13 protein-coding genes are annotated in these 16,128 nt (G+C 49.0%); 11 read left to right on the top strand and 2 right to left on the bottom strand.

The genetic code is table 11. The features are described 5' to 3' along the window. Window positions 1–51 precede the first annotated feature (51 nt). Genes purM through purD form a run of 4 tightly spaced genes read left to right on the top strand, consistent with a single transcriptional unit; the run spans window position 52 to window position 4,495 of the window. Window positions 52–1,092 (top strand): phosphoribosylformylglycinamidine cyclo-ligase, encoded by a 1,041-nt coding sequence (gene purM, locus AUL54_RS07330; RefSeq protein ID WP_047476378.1) that lies wholly within the window; start codon window positions 52–54, stop codon window positions 1,090–1,092. Continuing rightward, the gene (purN, locus tag AUL54_RS07325; RefSeq protein ID WP_049628026.1) at window positions 1,089–1,676 is read left to right on the top strand and encodes a phosphoribosylglycinamide formyltransferase; all 588 of its coding nucleotides are present in this window, start codon (window positions 1,089–1,091) and stop codon (window positions 1,674–1,676) included. Before purM ends, purN begins: the two co-directional genes overlap by 4 nt. Next, on the top strand, window positions 1,673–3,211 hold the full coding sequence (gene purH, locus AUL54_RS07320) for a bifunctional phosphoribosylaminoimidazolecarboxamide formyltransferase/IMP cyclohydrolase (RefSeq protein WP_060963396.1): 1,539 nt from the start codon (window positions 1,673–1,675) through the stop codon (window positions 3,209–3,211). Before purN ends, purH begins: the two co-directional genes overlap by 4 nt. 15 nt (window positions 3,212–3,226) lie before the next feature. Beyond that, entirely contained in the window at window positions 3,227–4,495 is a 1,269-nt protein-coding gene (gene purD, locus AUL54_RS07315; protein ID WP_060963395.1) for a phosphoribosylamine--glycine ligase, read from the top strand. 112 nt (window positions 4,496–4,607) lie between these two features. Here purD and AUL54_RS07310 read toward each other — a convergent pair whose 3' ends face one another. After that, complete coding sequence (locus AUL54_RS07310) at window positions 4,608–4,838, bottom strand: YgaP family membrane protein (protein ID WP_003155749.1); 231 nt, start codon at window positions 4,836–4,838, stop codon at window positions 4,608–4,610. Between the two features lie 122 nt (window positions 4,839–4,960). Between AUL54_RS07310 and AUL54_RS07305 the strand changes: the two genes are divergently transcribed. From AUL54_RS07305 to AUL54_RS07295, 3 genes are read left to right on the top strand one after another with little or no spacing between them, the layout of a single operon-like run. Next, window positions 4,961–6,703 carry an adenine deaminase gene (locus AUL54_RS07305; protein WP_060963394.1) on the top strand — a complete coding sequence of 581 codons (1,743 nt, stop codon included), beginning with the start codon at window positions 4,961–4,963 and terminating at the stop codon, window positions 6,701–6,703. 24 nt (window positions 6,704–6,727) lie between these two features. Further along, entirely contained in the window at window positions 6,728–7,723 is a 996-nt protein-coding gene (locus AUL54_RS07300; RefSeq protein WP_060963393.1) for a DUF3048 domain-containing protein, read from the top strand. 2 nt (window positions 7,724–7,725) lie between these two features. Further along, window positions 7,726–8,037, top strand: a complete 312-nt coding sequence (locus tag AUL54_RS07295; RefSeq protein WP_003155745.1) for a YerC/YecD family TrpR-related protein — start codon at window positions 7,726–7,728, stop codon at window positions 8,035–8,037. Between the two features lie 35 nt (window positions 8,038–8,072). Here the strand turns inward: AUL54_RS07295 and AUL54_RS07290 are convergent, their stop codons facing one another. Then, window positions 8,073–9,647, bottom strand: a complete 1,575-nt coding sequence (locus tag AUL54_RS07290) for an FMN-binding glutamate synthase family protein (RefSeq protein ID WP_060963392.1) — start codon at window positions 9,645–9,647, stop codon at window positions 8,073–8,075. Between the two features lie 195 nt (window positions 9,648–9,842). On the opposite strand from AUL54_RS07290, the gene AUL54_RS07285 reads away from it, so the two are divergent. The 4 genes from AUL54_RS07285 to AUL54_RS07270 are packed head-to-tail and all read left to right on the top strand — an operon-like array spanning window position 9,843 to window position 16,058. Then, a complete protein-coding gene (locus AUL54_RS07285; RefSeq protein WP_060963391.1) occupies window positions 9,843–10,532 on the top strand; it encodes a heptaprenylglyceryl phosphate synthase in 690 nt (229 codons plus the stop codon). A 57-nt stretch (window positions 10,533–10,589) separates the two neighbouring features. Beyond that, complete coding sequence (pcrA, locus tag AUL54_RS07280) at window positions 10,590–12,809, top strand: DNA helicase PcrA (RefSeq protein ID WP_045926642.1); 2,220 nt, start codon at window positions 10,590–10,592, stop codon at window positions 12,807–12,809. Window positions 12,810–12,833: 24 nt separating this feature from the next. Next, window positions 12,834–14,840, top strand: coding sequence for an NAD-dependent DNA ligase LigA (ligA, locus tag AUL54_RS07275; RefSeq protein ID WP_016937003.1), 2,007 nt, complete (start codon window positions 12,834–12,836; stop codon window positions 14,838–14,840). Between the two features lie 15 nt (window positions 14,841–14,855). Continuing rightward, window positions 14,856–16,058 (top strand): CamS family sex pheromone protein, encoded by a 1,203-nt coding sequence (locus AUL54_RS07270; protein ID WP_060963390.1) that lies wholly within the window; start codon window positions 14,856–14,858, stop codon window positions 16,056–16,058. The last annotated feature ends 70 nt before the right edge of the window (window positions 16,059–16,128 follow it).

The raw sequence follows: 16,128 nt of genomic DNA, 5'->3' as shown, positions 1-16,128 counted from the left end.
CCTTTCTCTTTCTGCCTTTAAGGAGAAACGAATTGACAAGGAGTGATAGGGATGTCTGATGCTTATAAAAATGCCGGAGTCGACATCGAAGCCGGATATGAAGCCGTCAAACGAATGAAAAAACACGTGGAGCGCACGAAAAGGCTCGGCGTTATGGGAAGCTTGGGCGGTTTTGGCGGAATGTTTGATCTGTCAGAGCTCCCGTATCAAAAGCCCGTTTTAATTTCAGGAACAGACGGTGTCGGCACCAAGCTGAAACTCGCATTTTCAATGGATAAGCATGACACGATCGGCGTCGATGCGGTCGCGATGTGTGTAAACGATGTGCTCGCCCAGGGAGCGGAGCCGCTGTTTTTCCTTGATTATTTGGCAGTCGGCAAGGCCGATCCGGTGAAAATTGAGCAGATCGTTCAAGGTGTGGCAGACGGCTGTGAGCAGTCAGGATCAGCGCTTATCGGCGGTGAGACGGCGGAAATGCCGGGGCTGTATACAGCTGATGAATACGATATTGCCGGATTTTCAGTCGGTGTTGCGGAAAAAGACGAAATCGTCACCGGTGAACATATCGAAGAAGGGCATCTCTTAATCGGACTTACTTCAAGCGGCCTTCACAGCAACGGGTTTTCCCTTGTGAGAAAAGTGCTTCTTGATGATGGCGGACTTGATTTGGATACTGTCTATGAACCGTTTGCGCGGCCTCTCGGAGAAGAATTGCTGGAACCGACGAGAATATATGTGAAACCGGTGCTTGAGGCGGTGAAAAGCGGTAAGGTGGACGGCATGGCGCATGTGACAGGCGGAGGATTCATCGAGAACATCCCGCGGATGCTGCCGGACGGATTGAGCGCGGAAATTGATCACGGATCATGGCCGATCCCGCCGATTTTTCCGTTTTTACAGGAGCACGGCAAGCTGAAAGAAGAAGACATGTTCAATGTCTTTAACATGGGCATCGGTTTTGTCCTTGCCGTTAAAGAAGAGGACCTGACAGACGTTATCGAAACGCTTGAAGCTCAAGGCGAAAAGGCTTATTTGATCGGACGGGTCAAACGCGGCGAAGGCATTTCTTTCGGCGGTGCGGCTCTTTCATGAAGAAATTTGCGGTATTTGCTTCAGGAAACGGATCGAACTTTGAGGCCATTGCCAAACGTATGAGAGAAGAGAAGTGGGACGCGGAGCTCTCCCTTCTCGTGACGGATAAGCCCCAGGCAAAGGCTGCGGAAAGGGCGGAGGCTTTACATATCCCGTCATTCGCCTTTGAGCCGTCAGCTTTTGCAAACAAGGCCGCCTTTGAACGGGCCATTATTGAACAGCTTCGTCTGCACGGGGCGGAACTAATCGTTCTCGCCGGCTATATGAGACTGATCGGAAATACGCTCCTTGAAGCTTACGGAGGCCGCATTGTTAATATACATCCCTCGCTTCTTCCGGCATTTCCGGGAATTGACGCTGTCGGACAGGCGTATCGGGCCGGTGTGAAAGTGGCGGGCATTACCGTTCATTACGTCGACGAAGGCATGGACACCGGACCAATTATCGCGCAAAAAGCATTCGAGATACAGGAAAACGATACGCTTGAAGATATAGAACATACGATACACGAGCTTGAGCACAAATGGTATCCGAGCGTTGTGAAACAGCTGCTGGGACTAAATAACAGAGGTGAAAAGGCATGACAATCAAACGCGCACTAATCAGTGTTTCTGATAAAACAAATCTCGTACCTTTCGTAAAGGAACTGACAGAGCTCGGCGTCGAAGTCATTTCGACCGGAGGAACAAAAAAACTTCTCCAGGAAAACGGTGTGGATGTCATCGGCATTTCGGAAGTGACCGGATTTCCTGAAATCATGGACGGACGGTTAAAAACGCTCCATCCTAATATTCACGGCGGACTGCTTGCCGTAAGAGACAATGAAGAGCATATGGCGCAGATCAATGAGCACGGCATTGCCCCCATTGATCTTGTGGTCGTCAACCTTTATCCGTTTAAAGAAACGATTTCAAAAGAAGACGTAACATATGATGAAGCGATAGAAAACATTGATATCGGAGGCCCCGGCATGCTGCGCGCCGCATCGAAAAACCATCAGGATGTGACGGTCATCACAGATCCGGCCGATTACAGCTCAGTGCTCAATGAGATTAAAGAACACGGCGGCGTTTCGCTTAAAAGAAAACGCGAGCTTGCGGCAAAAGTATTCCGCCACACCGCGGCATACGACGCATTAATCGCTGATTACTTAACACGCGAGGCCGGTGAGAAAGACCCTGAGCAATTCACCGTTACATTTGAAAAAAAACAATCGCTCCGCTACGGCGAAAACCCTCACCAAGAGGCTGTTTTCTATCAAAGCGCACTGCCTGTCTCCGGCTCCATCGCGGCGGCAAAACAGCTTCACGGCAAAGAGCTTTCTTACAATAATATTAAGGACGCGGATGCGGCCGTTCAAATCGTCCGGGAGTTTGCAGAACCCGCGGCTGTTGCCGTTAAACATATGAACCCGTGCGGAGTCGGTACGGGAGCTTCAATTGAGGAAGCATTCAATAAAGCGTATGAAGCTGATAAAACGTCCATTTTCGGCGGCATCATCGCGCTGAACCGTGAAGTTGATCAGGCAACGGCTGAAGCTCTTCACGGCATCTTTTTAGAAATCGTTATCGCCCCTTCTTTCAGTGAAGAAGCGCTGAACGTGCTGACGGCGAAGAAAAATCTTCGTCTGCTCACGCTTGATGTGAACGCCTCAGGAAAGAAAGAAAAACAGCTGACTTCTGTACAGGGTGGTCTTTTGATTCAAGATTTAGACGTCCATGGATTTGATGACGCCGACATCAGCATTCCGACAAAAAGAGAGCCGAACGAGCAGGAGTGGGAAGATCTGAAGCTTGCCTGGAAAGTCGTTAAACACGTGAAATCCAACGCAATCGTTCTTGCAAAAGACCATATGACGGTCGGTGTGGGCGCAGGACAGATGAATCGCGTCGGTTCAGCCAAAATCGCCATTGAGCAGGCCGGAGAAAAAGCAAAAGGCAGCGTGCTCGGTTCAGACGCGTTTTTCCCGATGCCGGATACAGTCGAAGAAGCCGCAAAAGCGGGCGTCACGGCAATTATCCAGCCCGGCGGATCGGTTCGCGACGAAGATTCAATTAAAAAAGCGGATGAATACGGCATCGCCATGGTATTCACCGGCATCAGACATTTCAAACATTAAGGGGAGGAACGAAGCGTGAATGTATTGATTATCGGTAAAGGCGGCAGAGAGCATACACTGGCTTGGAAAGCAGCGCAAAGCCCGCTTGTTGACACGGTGTACGCCGCGCCCGCAAATGACGGTATGGCGGATTGCGCAACGCTGGTCAGCATCGAAGAAAGCGATCATGCCGCACTCATCGCCTTTGCGAAAGAACATCATGTCGGCCTGACGATTATCGGCCCCGAAGTTCCTCTGATCGAAGGGATAGCGGATGAGTTTGAAAAAGCAGGACTGCTTGTTTTCGGACCGTCCGAAAAAGCGGCAATCATTGAGGGAAGCAAACAGTTTGCCAAGGATTTAATGAAAAAATACAGCATTCCGACGGCGGAGTATGAGACATTTACTTCATTTGAAGAGGCGAAAGCTTATGTGCGGCAAAAAGGCGCGCCGATTGTCATTAAAGCCGACGGGCTTGCGGCCGGAAAAGGTGTAACGGTCGCGATGACGGAAGAAGAAGCGATCGAATGCCTGCACGATTTTCTTGAGGATGAGAAATTCGGCGAGGCGAGCGCATCTGTTGTCATTGAAGAGTTCCTCGCCGGCGAAGAATTTTCCTTAATGGCGTTTGTGAAGGGGGAGACCGTCTATCCGATGGTGATCGCCCAAGACCATAAGCGCGCCTTCGACGGAGACAAAGGGCCGAACACGGGCGGAATGGGCGCCTATTCACCGGTGCCGCACATTTCCGATGATATCGTCAAAAGCGCTGTCGAAACGATTGTGAAGCCGGCGGCAAAAGCAATGGTGAAAGAGGGGCGCTCCTTCACGGGCGTGCTGTACGCGGGGCTGATTCTAACGGAAAACGGATCAAAAGTCATTGAATTCAATGCGCGCTTCGGAGATCCGGAAACGCAGGTCGTCGTGCCGAGAATGGAATCAGACCTTATTCAGGTGCTTTTGGATCTGCTGCATGAGAAAGATGTTGACCTAAGATGGAAGGATACGGCCGCCGTCAGCGTTGTGCTGGCTTCTGAGGGCTATCCTGAAAGCTATGCGAAAGGCACACCGATCGGCAGTTTGACGGCCGCTGAAGACGGGATCGCCGTTTTTCATGCCGGAACGAAAAAAGCCGGCGGCCAATTTGTCACAAACGGCGGCCGGGTCGCCAATGTCACAGCATTTGCTGAAACATTTGAAGCGGCGAGGGATAAAGTGTACAGCGCCGTTTCAGGGCTGACAAAACCCGGACTGTTTTACAGAAGCGACATCGGCGCCCGTGCGCTGAAAGCTTCGCAGCGATAAAGAGGGAAACCCGCGTCATATAAGACGCGGGTTTTCTTCTGAAAGGACGACTAAGGTTGTTGATTTACTGTGAGAGATGATTCTTCTCGGAATAACAAGCCGTTGCGGCTTGTTATTTTTCTTGCTGATGGCTGTCATCCTGATTCATTCCGGCTTGGAACATATATGTCACCGGACAGAAGCGGAGGATGCCGGACGCCGCTTTCATCGCGCCCATCATCATACAGAAGAGATGCATCTTGCACCAAGGTTTCCTCGTATATTTCGCTGACGCAGCAGACAAAATGGTGAGGCCGCAAGTGATGCGCATAACGGCGTTCAATAAACTGATATTCGGTTTCATCATTTCAGCTCCCTTAGAAAAAGTTTTTTCGTTCATCTTCAATAATTTGTAACGTTTCAGCCGTGCGATAATTGTGCGGATGTGATACGATGGGTCTAATATAAGCGAAGGAGAGTATGTGAATGTCCGAACGTACCTTTAACTGGAAAAATAAAGACATCAGATCACAGGCGGATGTTGTAGACTCAAAGCTGCTTCCAACGCTGCTTTTACGGAACGCTCTCGTTTTAAATCCTTTTTTAAAACAATGGCTGAATAAGAATATCTGGATTTACGGAGACCGAATCGTATATGTTGGTGATGAGCTTCCTGATGCAGCAGAGCACATTCATACCATAAATTGTGAAGGAAAATACATTGTGCCAGGTTACATTGAACCGCATACACATCCTTTTCAAATATATAATCCCCAAACGCTCGCCGAATATGTGTCTCAATTCGGAACAACGACGTTTGTTAATGATAACTTGTTTTTTCTTTTGAACAGCGGTAAAAAGAAAGCGCTTACTATATTAGAGGAACTGAAAAAACAGCCGGTGCAATATTTCTGGTGGTCCAGATACGACCTGCAGACTGAAGTGCTGAATGAGGATCAGCTGCTTTCTTTTGATGTCCGCAAACAATGGATTGAGCACCCGGATGTCATTCAAGGCGGAGAATTGACCGGGTGGCCGCGTCTGATGGACGGCGATGACTTAATGCTTCATTGCATGCAGGCGACGAAAAAACTGCGCAAGCGGATCGAAGGGCATTTTCCCGGCGCTTCTGAGAAAACATTGACGAAGATGAAACTGTTTGGAGCTGATTCCGACCACGAGGCCATGAATGGTGACGAGGTGATGAGACGGCTTGAATTGGGCTACTATGTCTCACTCAGGCATTCATCCATCCGCCCTGATTTGAGAACGATATTGCAGGATCTCCATCAAAAAGGCTTCCGGCATTATGATCATTTCTTTTACACGACGGATGGGGCGGCGCCGCATTTTTATAAAGGCGGCATGACGAATGAATTGATCAAAATCGCTTTGGAAGAAGGGGTTCCGGCGATTGACGCCTACAATATGGCGTCTTTTAATATCGCGAAGTATTATCAGATGGATGACTTTCTCGGGGTGGTCGGTCCGGGACGGCTTGCCTCATTGAATATTCTCGACGACCCGATTGATCCGGACCCGGTCACGGTGATCTCCAAAGGCATCCTGCTGAGGGAAGACGGCCGAAATATGAAGGCGTTTACAAAAACGGATTGGAAAAGAGGCGGTCTTGTCCCTCTTGAGCTTTCATATGATATGACGATGGATGATTTACAGTTTTCAATGCCGATGGGTGTGAAAATGCGCAACGCGGTCATTATGGAGCCGTATATGATTGCGATTGATAATTCTGTTGACCAGCTTTCTTTTGATCATGATGAAAGTTACCTCACGCTTCTCGATAAGCATGGAAAATGGCGGGTCAATACAATGCTGAAAGGTTTTGCCGAGCGGGTGCAGGGCTTTGTCAGTTCTTACACGACAACCGGAGATATTATCGCAGCGGGAAAAAATAAGGAAGATATCCTGCTTGCTTTCTCACGGATGAAAGAAATCGGCGGCGGAATCGTGCTTGCCGAAAACGGGAAGATTCTTCATGAAATTCCCCTTGCCTTAAACGGTTCTGCATCTGCGGAGAGTTTTGAAGACGTCCTTGAAAAAGAGCATAAGCTGAGGACTTTGCTGGAGGAGCGGGGCTACCGATTCTGCGATCCGATCTATACGCTGCTCTTTTTGCAGAGCACACACCTGCCTTATATTCGCATTACGCCGAGAGGAATATTCGACGTGATGAAAAAAACTGTACTCTTTCCATCGATAATGCGTTAAAATATAAAAGCAGGGAGCCGACATATGAAAAGATGGAAAACCGTTTGTATGCTTTGTTTTGCGTTTTTGCTGCTTGCCGCCTGCCGGCAGAATGATGCCGATCAGGTGAAGCCGAAAGAGGCGGAAGCTCCTTTAACGGGGTTAAAAACTGACCGGAAACTTGCAGAACGCCGTCCGATTGCAGTGATAGTGAACAATCATCCGAAGGCAAGGCCCCAATCCGGGCTGTCAAAGGCGGATATTGTCATCGAAGCGCTTGCGGAAGGCAGGATTACGCGGTTTCTCGCGATTTTTCAGAGTGAGATGCCGGAAACGGTCGGGCCTGTGCGGAGCGCGAGGGAATACTTTGTCACCCTCAGCAGCGGGTTTAACAGCATATTTATCCATCATGGCTGGAGTCCCGGCGCTAAAAAGCAGCTGGAGTCCGGTGCTTACGATTATATAAACGGTTTGGATTTTGACGGAAGCCTGTTTTGGCGGGCCGATTTCAGCAAGCCGCCCCACAATTCCTACACGTCTTATGACAATATCAGAAAGGCGGCGGAACAAAAAGGATACAAGCTGAACGGAAAAACAAAACCGCTTCCATTTCAGACATCAGAAGCAAAACCTGGAAACGAAACCTACAATATTCAGATAGATTATGGAACACAAAACGTTACAAATCTTGTCGAATACGATTATGATAAAAAAGCTGATACTTATACAAGAAGCTCTGATGGTGTGAAAGCGACAGACCGGGAGACCGGAAAGCCTTTAGCCATGCGCAACATTTTTATTGTTGAAGCCGGCCATCGCATGACAGACAAAGATGGAAGGCGGGCCATCGATATTCAATCAGGAGGGAAAGGCCTCCTGATTCAGCACGGCGATGTTATTGAGTCAGACTGGGAATACAAAGACGGCCGTATTCTGCCCGTTAAAGGCGGTGAGATTCTTCCGTTTGTGCCGGGAAAGACATGGATTAATATCGTTCCTGATCTCGATGCAGCTTCCATTAGTAAAGGAGAAGGTGTTTGACGATGCAAATCGATAAATTACGCGGAAAAGAACTGGACCAGTTATTTTTATCTATTTTATCGCTGAAAGATCTGGAGGAATGCTATCGTTTCTTTGACGATCTTTGTACGATTAATGAAATTCAATCGCTGGCGCAGCGTTTGGAAGTGGCAAGAATGCTCCGCGAAGGAAATACGTATCACAAAATTGAAAGCGAAACGGGTGCTTCCACAGCGACGATTTCCCGAGTGAAGCGCTGCTTAAATTATGGAAATGACGCCTATGAAATGGCGCTTGACCGTGTAAACAAAGGAGAATCCTCCTCAGCAACGTAAAAAACCGACCTGCCGGTGACGGCAGGCGGTTTTTTTTATGCGTGCTGATCCATAAGGCTGGGAAGTTCCCTCAGGCTTCCGTCTTCCTCCCGGTATACGATGTGTTCAGCTGAGAAATGAATCGGCGAGCTGATGCCGGCTGCTGCGGCAAGGTGAAACAGCCCTTCACGCAGGGAAAGCACGTAGTTGCAGACGCGGTGCTGTTTGTCTTCGATACTGAGCGCGCGCTGAAGCTTCGGATCGGTTGTCGCTACACCGACAGGACAATGGTTGGTGTGGCATACTTGAGCGCGGATACAGCCGACTGAAAACATCATTCCCCGGGCAATATTGACAAAATCCGCGCCTAACGCGAGGGCGACGGCAATCTTATCCGGAGTGAGCAGCTTTCCGGATGCGAAAATTTTCAACTTATTTCTTATACCGTATGTCTTCAAAAGGCCGTCAACAAGGGGGAGGCCGGTCAGAATCGGCAGGCCGACGGAATCCGCCAGCTCATGGAAAGAAGCCCCGGTTCCCCCTTCACTGCCGTCAATCGTAATAAAGTCGGGATGCTTGCCTGATGAACTCATGCAGGAAATAAGGTCTTCAAGGTCTTTGCGGCTGCCGGGGACAATTTTAATGCCGACCGGTTTTTCACCGACAGTCCTTAATTTCTCAATGAAATCAAGCATGTCCGGAACATTTGAAAATTCGTTGAAGCGGTTGGGACTGTCAATGGATTGTCCGGGCTGCACATTCCTGATGGCGGCAATTTCTTCGGTCACCTTTGAGCCGTCAATATGCCCGCCTCTTGCTTTCGCCCCTTGGGCAAGCTTTAATTCAAAGGCTTTAATCTGCTTGAGACGGCTTTTTTTCTTAAATTCTTCCCATGAGAATTCTCCTTCTTCGGTGCGGACGCCGAACAGCCCCGGGCCGATTTGGCAAATAATATCCGCGCCGCCTTTCAGGTGATACTCTGACAGGCCGCCTTCGCCTGTATTCATCCATGTGCCTCCGGCTTGGTGCAGCCCTTTTGACAGGGCGGTAATTGCCCGGTCGCCAAGTGAGCCGTAGCTCATCGCTGATTGTCCGATTAATCCTTTTACATAAAACGGCTTTTTGCATGTGTCACGTCCGATTATTTGCACATCGTCCGGATGCAGGTAATAAGGGTCTGCTTTCGCTTTTTCACGGTGCTCGCTGCGCTTCAGCAGATTGTCCTTGTCAATTTTGTATACCATCGTCTCGATCTTCGGCGTCTGATCCGTGCGCAGTTCCTCCCTTTGTTTCGGGAAGAGGGCGTTACGGATATAATAGCCCGGCTTATCGAAATCCCGTTCTGATCCGAAGCCCATCATTCTGCTTTTATACTTTCCCGACAGGACTGTCTGTTCATATTCTCTCCGGGAAAACGGCTGTTCTTCATTATCATTGCTGAATAAATACTGCCGCAGCTCAGGTCCGATTTTTTCAAATATATAACGCAGCTTTCCCGTTACAGGATAATTGCGCAGCACTGAATGCTCTTCCTGCTTTTCGTCTCTTATGTATATCCAAAGAAACAATGCGGCGGGAACTAAAATAATCAAAATTAATATACAAATCAGTACGATAATGGCTTGTTCCATTGAAATCAGACTCCTTGCCTTTTTTCTCTTTGACATTCCACATTTTGTCTTTTTTGAAACATAGCCGTATCCCTGCAGGCGGAGCGCAATCTTTTTTTGTGAATCAGGTGAATGACGTCTTTTTCCGTTTTTCCGGGCCAAATGAATTTGTTATAATGTTTAAATGGCAAGAAACGAATGGAGGAACGAAAACGCATGTACGATGTTAACGAGTGGAAGCACGTTTTTAAACTCGATCCGAATAAAGATTTACCGGATGAACAGCTGGAACGGCTTTGTGAATCAGGGACTGACGCCATTGTGATCGGAGGAAGCGACAATGTCACCGAGGACAATGTGCTGAGGCTGATGTCAAAGGTGCGGCGGTTTTTAGTGCCGTGCGTACTTGAGGTGTCAACGATTGATTCCATTGTGCCCGGGTTTGATCTTTATTTCATTCCGAGTGTGCTTAACAGCAAAAATGCGGACTGGATTGTCGGCATGCACCACCAGGCGATGAAAGAATACGGCGAGCTCATGTCAATGGAGGAAATCGTGACCGAGGGCTATTGCATCGTCAATCCTGATTGTAAGGCGGCCGCTTTGACGGAGGCGGATACACATATAGAAACAGAAGATATTCTCGCCTATGCGCGGGTCGCGGAGAATTTGCTTCATCTCCCGATTTTTTATCTGGAATACAGCGGGATGCTGGCGGACATAGAAACAGTGGAGAAAACGAAGGCTGTGCTGGACAAGTCCGTCCTGTTTTACGGCGGCGGCATTAAAGACGCGGAAACGGCGGAACGGTTCGGCCGTCATGCCGATGTCATCGTTGTGGGAAATGCCGTATATGAAGATTTTGACCAGGCGCTCAAAACGGTGGCGGCTGTAAAGATAAAGTAGCCAAGCGGACGAATTTGATTTATGATAGAACATATGTTTGATAGGCGGTGAACGGATATGAATTACATTAGCAATCAATTATTAAGCGGATTAAATCCCGTTCAGCAGGAAGCGGTCAAGACGACGGACGGTCCGCTGCTTCTGATGGCAGGTGCGGGAAGCGGAAAAACACGGGTGCTGACGCACAGAATCGCGTACTTAATGGCGGAAAAGCACGTGGCGCCGTGGAACATTCTGGCGATTACATTTACAAATAAAGCCGCCAGAGAAATGAAGGAGCGGGTGGAGAGCATTCTCGGCCCCGGCGCGGATGAAATCTGGATATCCACCTTCCACAGCATGTGCGTGCGGATTCTGCGCAGGGACATTGACAGAATCGGCATCAACCGAAACTTCTCCATTCTTGATACGGCTGATCAGCTTTCCGTTATTAAAGGGATTCTGAAAGAGCGGAATATCGACCCGAAAAAGTTTGATCCGAGAAGCATTTTAGGCTCGATCAGCAGCGCAAAAAACGAGCTGATCGAACCTGAGGAATTCGCAAAAACGGCCGGCGGCTACTACGACCAGGTCACGAGTGACGTGTATACCGATTATCAGAAAAAACTGCTGAAAAACCAATCGCTCGATTTTGATGATTTAATCATGACGACGATCAAGCTTTTCGAGCGTGTGCCGGAAGTGCTTGAGTTTTATCAGCGCAAATTCCAGTACATTCACGTAGACGAGTATCAGGATACGAACAGAGCGCAATACCTGCTCGTTAAGCAGCTTGCGGCCCGTCTTGAAAATATCTGCGTCGTCGGTGACTCCGACCAGTCCATTTACAGATGGCGCGGGGCGGATATCGCGAATATCCTTTCCTTTGAAAAAGATTATCCGAGCGCAAACGTGATTCTGCTCGAACAAAACTACCGCTCAACAAAGCGGATTCTGCAGGCAGCCAACGAAGTGATCAAAAACAACTCAAACCGCAAGCCGAAAAATCTGTGGACGGAGAATGACGAAGGCGTCAAGCTTGCTTATTACAGCGGCGACAATGAATTCGGCGAAGGCCAATTCGTCGCGGGCAAAATTTATGAGCTGAACAGCTCAGGCCGGCGGAAGCTTTCCGATATCGCGATTTTATACCGGACAAACGCCCAGTCGCGCGTTATCGAGGAAACCCTTTTAAAAGCCGGTCTGAACTACAATATCGTCGGCGGAACCAAGTTCTACGACAGAAAAGAAATTAAAGACATTCTCGCGTATCTGCGCCTTGTGTCAAACCCGGACGATGACATCAGTTTTACACGGATCGTCAATGTGCCGAAACGGGGCGTCGGCGCCACTTCGCTTGAAAAAATCGCTTCATACGCGGCGATGAACGGCATGTCAATGTTCCAGGCGATCAAACAGATTGATTTCATCGGCGTCAGCGCGAAAGCGGCAAACGCGCTTGACGGCTTTGGCGCGATGATTGAAAATCTGACGAATATGCAGGATTACCTGTCCATTACGGAACTCACGGAAGAAATTCTCGATAAAACGGAATACAGAGAAATGCTCAAGGCTGAAAAGTCTATTGAGGCCCAGAGCCGTCTTGAAAATATCGACGAGTTTCTTTCTGTTACGAAAAACTTCGAACAAAAAAGCGAAGACAAGTCTCTCGTCGCGTTTCTGACTGATCTGGCGCTGATTGCGGATATTGACCAGCTCGACCAGAAGGAAGAGGAATCGGGCGGAAAGGATGCCGTCACGTTAATGACGCTGCACGCCGCTAAGGGGCTTGAATTTCCGGTCGTGTTCTTAATGGGCATGGAGGAAGGCGTATTCCCGCACAGCCGCTCCCTGATGGAAGAAGCCGAGATGGAAGAAGAGCGCAGGCTCGCATATGTAGGCATTACGAGGGCGGAAGAAGAACTGTACTTAACGAATGCCAAAATGCGCACCTTGTTCGGGCGCACCAATATGAATCCGGAATCACGCTTTATCAGGGAAATACCTGACGATTTATTGGAGAACCTAAATGAGAAGAAAACCCCGCGCATGCAGCCGGGAAGAAAAATGCAGCCGAAACGCGGGCCCGTATCCCGTCCTGTTTCCTACGCGAACAAAACAGGCGGCGACTCGCTCAGCTGGGCGGTCGGCGATAAAGCGGGCCATAAAAAATGGGGCACCGGAACGGTTGTCAGCGTAAAAGGAGAAGGCGAAAGCACGGAGCTTGATATCGCATTCCCGAGCCCAGTCGGCGTGAAACGTCTGCTGGCCGCCTTTGCCCCGATTGAAAAGCAGTAACCTGAAGAGGAAAGGAAGAACATGATGGACAAAGAAACAGCGAAACACCGGGCAGAAGAATTGCGCCGCACCATCGATCAGTACAGTTACGAATACTACACCCTAGATGAACCGAGCGTGCCGGATTCCGAGTACGACAGACTGATGCAGGAGCTGATGGCCATAGAAGAAGAGCACCCGGAGCTCAGAACGCCTGATTCGCCCACACAGCGGGTCGGAGGAGCGGTGCTTGAGTCGTTTCAAAAGGTGCAGCACGGCACGCCGATGCTCAGTCTCGGCAACGCATTTAACGATGACGATCTTCGCGATTTTGACCGCCGCGTCCGTCAGGCTGTCGGCGACGGCGTCGCTTACAATGTAGAGCTGAAAATAGACGGTCTTGCTGTTTCTCTCCGTTATGAAGACGGCTATTTCGTCAGAGGCGCGACAAGAGGAGACGGAACGACGGGCGAAGATATTACGGAAAACTTAAAAACGATCCGAAACATTCCGCTGAAAATGAAACGGAACCTCTCCATAGAAGTGCGCGGAGAGGCGTACATGCCGAAACAGTCATTCGAAGCACTCAACGAAGAACGGCTGAAACATGAAGAAGAGCCGTTTGCCAATCCCCGGAATGCGGCTGCGGGCTCACTCCGACAGCTCGATCCGAAAATTGCAGCGAAACGAAATCTTGACATCTTCGTCTACAGTATAGCGGAGCTTGACGAAATGGGTGTGGAAACACAGAGTCAAGGCCTGGATTTTCTGGATGAGCTCGGTTTTAAAACAAACCAGGAACGGAAAAAATGCGCCACGATAGATGAAGTGATTGAAATGATCGAAGAGCTGCAGGCGAAGCGGGCCGATCTCCCGTATGAAATTGACGGAATCGTCATCAAGGTGGATTCGCTCGATCAGCAGGAAGAGCTCGGGTATACGGCAAAAAGCCCGCGCTGGGCGATTGCTTATAAATTCCCGGCAGAAGAAGTCGTGACAAAACTGCTCGATATCGAACTGAATGTCGGAAGAACGGGCGTCATTACGCCGACTGCCGTCCTGGAGCCGGTAAAAGTCGCGGGGACGACGGTCTCAAGAGCATCCCTTCATAACGAAGATTTAATTAAAGAGAAGGACATCCGCATTCTCGATAAAGTGGTCGTCAAAAAAGCGGGCGATATCATCCCTGAGGTCGTCAATGTCTTAGTTGAACAGCGGACCGGAGAAGAAAAAGAATTCAATATGCCGACCAGCTGCCCTGAGTGCGGAAGCGAACTTGTCCGCATTGAAGGAGAGGTCGCGCTGCGCTGTATCAACCCGGAATGCCCGGCGCAAATCAGAGAAGGCCTGATTCATTTTGTCTCACGCAACGCGATGAATATTGACGGCCTCGGAGAACGTGTCATCACACAGCTTTTCCGTGAACATCTCGTCCGTAATGTCGCTGATTTATATAAGCTGACAAAAGAACAGGTCATCCGGCTTGAGCGGATGGGGGAAAAATCAACTGACAATCTGATCAGCTCCATCCAAAAGTCGAAAGAGAATTCGCTGGAACGGCTGCTGTTCGGTCTCGGCATCCGTTTTATCGGCTCAAAAGCGGCCAAAACACTGGCCATGCATTTTGAAAGCCTGGAAAATCTGAAACAAGCCACAGAGGAAGAGCTGCTTGCAGTAGACGAAATCGGTGAAAAGATGGCTGATGCCGTCATCACCTACTTCCGAAAAGAAGAAATGCTTGAGCTTTTGAATGAACTGGAAGAGCTCGGTGTGAACACACTCTATAAAGGCCCGAAAAAAGTAAAAGCGGAGGACAGCGACTCTTATTTTGCCGGAAAAACCATCGTGTTAACCGGAAAGCTTGAAGAGCTGTCCAGAAATGAAGCCAAAGCGCAGATCGAAGCGCTCGGCGGAAAGCTGACGGGATCTGTCAGCAAAAAAACAGACTTGGTGATCGCCGGAGAAGCGGCCGGAAGCAAGCTGGAAAAAGCGCAGGAATTAAACATTGAAGTATGGAATGAAGCACAGCTATTGGGAGAGCTAAAGAAATAAGAGGAGTGTTTTCTATTGAAAAAGATGTTGGCATTGGCGGCGACGGCGACGGCGACCGCGGCAGTATTGATGCTGTCAGCCTGTTCGCCGAGTTTCGGAGGAAAAAAAGAGGAAGAGATCACACAGAAAACCGCAAAGTCTTCTGAAAAAGCGATCATACCGAAATATAATATCTCTGATTCCTACTATAAGATGGTGCTTCCGTTTAAGGCCGGAAAAGCGCGCGGCCTGACCGCGGACCGGCTGAATACGAGGCTGGACATCGATGAATTCGAGACGGGGCTGATGCGGCTCGCCCAAGACACGTTCCCGACGGATGATTATTTGTATCAGGAAGGCCAGTATTTAGATGAGGATACGGTACTCAGCTGGCTTGACCGTAAAAAAGAAGGCAGTGATCTGAAAAAGGCGAAAAAAGCAGACGCCAATTTCCAGAATCTCGGCTTAAACCCGGTGCTGCCAAGTTCGGGATCGGCAAAAGAGAAAAACGAAAACAGCCCGATTTACTTAGCGTCTATGCTTGAACAGGATTACTTAGTAAGAAAAGATAAAAATTCCATCCAGCTTGGCGGTGTCATGATCGGTCTCGCTCTCAACTCTGTTTACTATTACCGCGAAAAAACCGGTGATCCGCAGCAGGAAGTAGAGCTCAGCGACAAAACGATCCGCAGCCACGGTGAAGAAATCGCCCAGGAAGTCGTTAACCGTCTCCGGAAAATGGATAACCTGAAAAATGTGCCGATTACCGTCGCCCTTTATAAACAAGCGCCGAAAACATCAATCGTACCGGGGAATTACATTGCAAAAACAGAAGTCAAAGCCGGCTCATCCACCATTTCAAACTGGGATGATGTCAAAGAAAAATACGTGTTCTATCCGGCGGATACAGACACGGCAAAGAAATACCCTGACGATTCCGAAGTGTTTAAACGCTTCAAAAACGCGATCGACAGCTACTTCCCGAACTACACCGGAGTAGTCGGAACGGCGATGTACGAAAATGATGAAATGAGAAAAATGAAAATAGAAATTCCGATGCAATTTTACGGGAAAAGCGAAGTCATCGCCTTTACCCAATACTTAACGGGTGAGCTCATGGATTATTATTCAAAAGGCTCAGTCGATGTTGAAATCAATATCACCTCATCAGACGGCCAGGAAGCGCTGATCGTCCGCAATGCGGGTGACAAAGAACCGACCGTCCATATTTACGATTAATTAAGCGCCCTTGTTCATTTCTTTATGAGCAAGGGTTTTCTTGTATATATCGTTGGTGAGAGCAGTGACG

Source organism: Bacillus sp. SDLI1, from assembly GCF_001553895.1.
GTDB classification, from domain to species: domain Bacteria; phylum Bacillota; class Bacilli; order Bacillales; family Bacillaceae; genus Bacillus; species Bacillus siamensis.
The sequence above is the reverse complement of the archived record's forward strand: the minus strand, read 5'-3'. Positions and strand labels throughout refer to the sequence as shown.